The organism is Alicycliphilus sp. T452 (genome assembly GCF_054512775.1).
In genome coordinates, this window is record NZ_JBTNEH010000080.1 from 1 (window position 1) to 663 (window position 663).

Genomic DNA, 663 nt, shown 5'->3' on the forward strand with positions numbered 1-663 from the left:
ATTGATCCGCTGTTTCGTTTTTCCTTTCGAGTGGGCCCGCACATGAGCACGTTTGATCAATTCATGGGCACGCGCCCCGTTTCTGGGCCGCATGCTTTCGATGCCGATGCCCTGGCCGCGTGGATGTTGCGGCATGTGCAGGGTTTTGCCGGGCCGCTTTCCGTGGAGATGTTCAAGGGGGGCCAGTCCAATCCGACCTACCGGCTCGTCACGCCCGCGTGCAGCTATGTGATGCGTTCCAAGCCGGGGCCGGTGGCCAGGCTGCTGCCTTCGGCCCACGCGATCGAGCGCGAGTACGCGGTCATGCGCGCCCTGGCGGGCTCCGAGGTTCCGGTGCCGCGCATGCTGGCGCTGTGCGAGGATGAGTCGGTCATCGGCCGGGCTTTTTATCTCATGGAGTTCCTGCAGGGCCGCGTGCTGTGGGATCAGTCGCTGCCCGGCATGCGGCCGCAGGAGCGCGCCGCGGTCTATGACGAGATGAATCGCGTGATCGCCGCGCTGCACCGGGTGGATTTTGCGGCCCGGGGCCTGGCGGACTATGGCAGGCCGGGCAATTATTTCGAGCGCCAGATCGGGCGCTGGAGCAAGCAGTATCTGGCGTCGGTCACCGAGCCGATCGCCGAGATGGATTGGCTCATGCAGTGGCTGCCCGCGCACATGCCC

Annotated in this window: 1 protein-coding gene; it reads left to right on the forward strand. The window is 65.5% G+C overall.

From position 1 onward, the window contains the following. Positions 1-42: 42 nt before the first annotated feature. On the forward strand, positions 43-663 hold a 621-nt coding region (locus tag ACX12L_RS22990; RefSeq protein WP_459264580.1), incomplete at its 3' end, for a phosphotransferase family protein.